This is a genomic window from Virgibacillus sp. 7505 (genome assembly GCF_002272135.1).
GTDB lineage: Bacteria > Bacillota > Bacilli > Bacillales > Amphibacillaceae > Terribacillus.
The window spans coordinates 1-237 of the sequence record NZ_NPBF01000301.1 but is presented as its reverse complement, the minus strand read 5'-3'; the positions used below and the strand labels follow the sequence as shown (position 1 = coordinate 237).

At 44.3% G+C, this 237-nt stretch carries 1 protein-coding gene; it reads left to right on the top strand.

Going from position 1 to position 237, the window contains the following annotated elements:
• Positions 1-229, top strand: a 229-nt coding sequence (locus CHH91_RS20995) for a hypothetical protein (RefSeq protein WP_217973783.1), incomplete at its 5' end; no start/stop codon positions are given.
• Between the last annotated feature and the right edge of the window lie 8 nt (positions 230-237).

Below are 237 nucleotides of genomic sequence, written 5' to 3'. Positions count from 1 at the left end.
CTACAGTAGCAAAACACAACCGCAGATGATTCATGGCAGGTTCTTTAGGGTAGCAAGCAGATCCAGGGAGAAAGGAGATGCCAAATTTCTTTGCTTCAAACAGCATTTCATTGGTATCGACCCAAGGGGGCAGCGATATCCAAATATTGACTCCTCCTTTTGGGACAATCCACGTTACTTCCTTCGGGGCATATACAGTGAGAAGGTCGATAACACGATCCCTTCTTAATTTTAAAG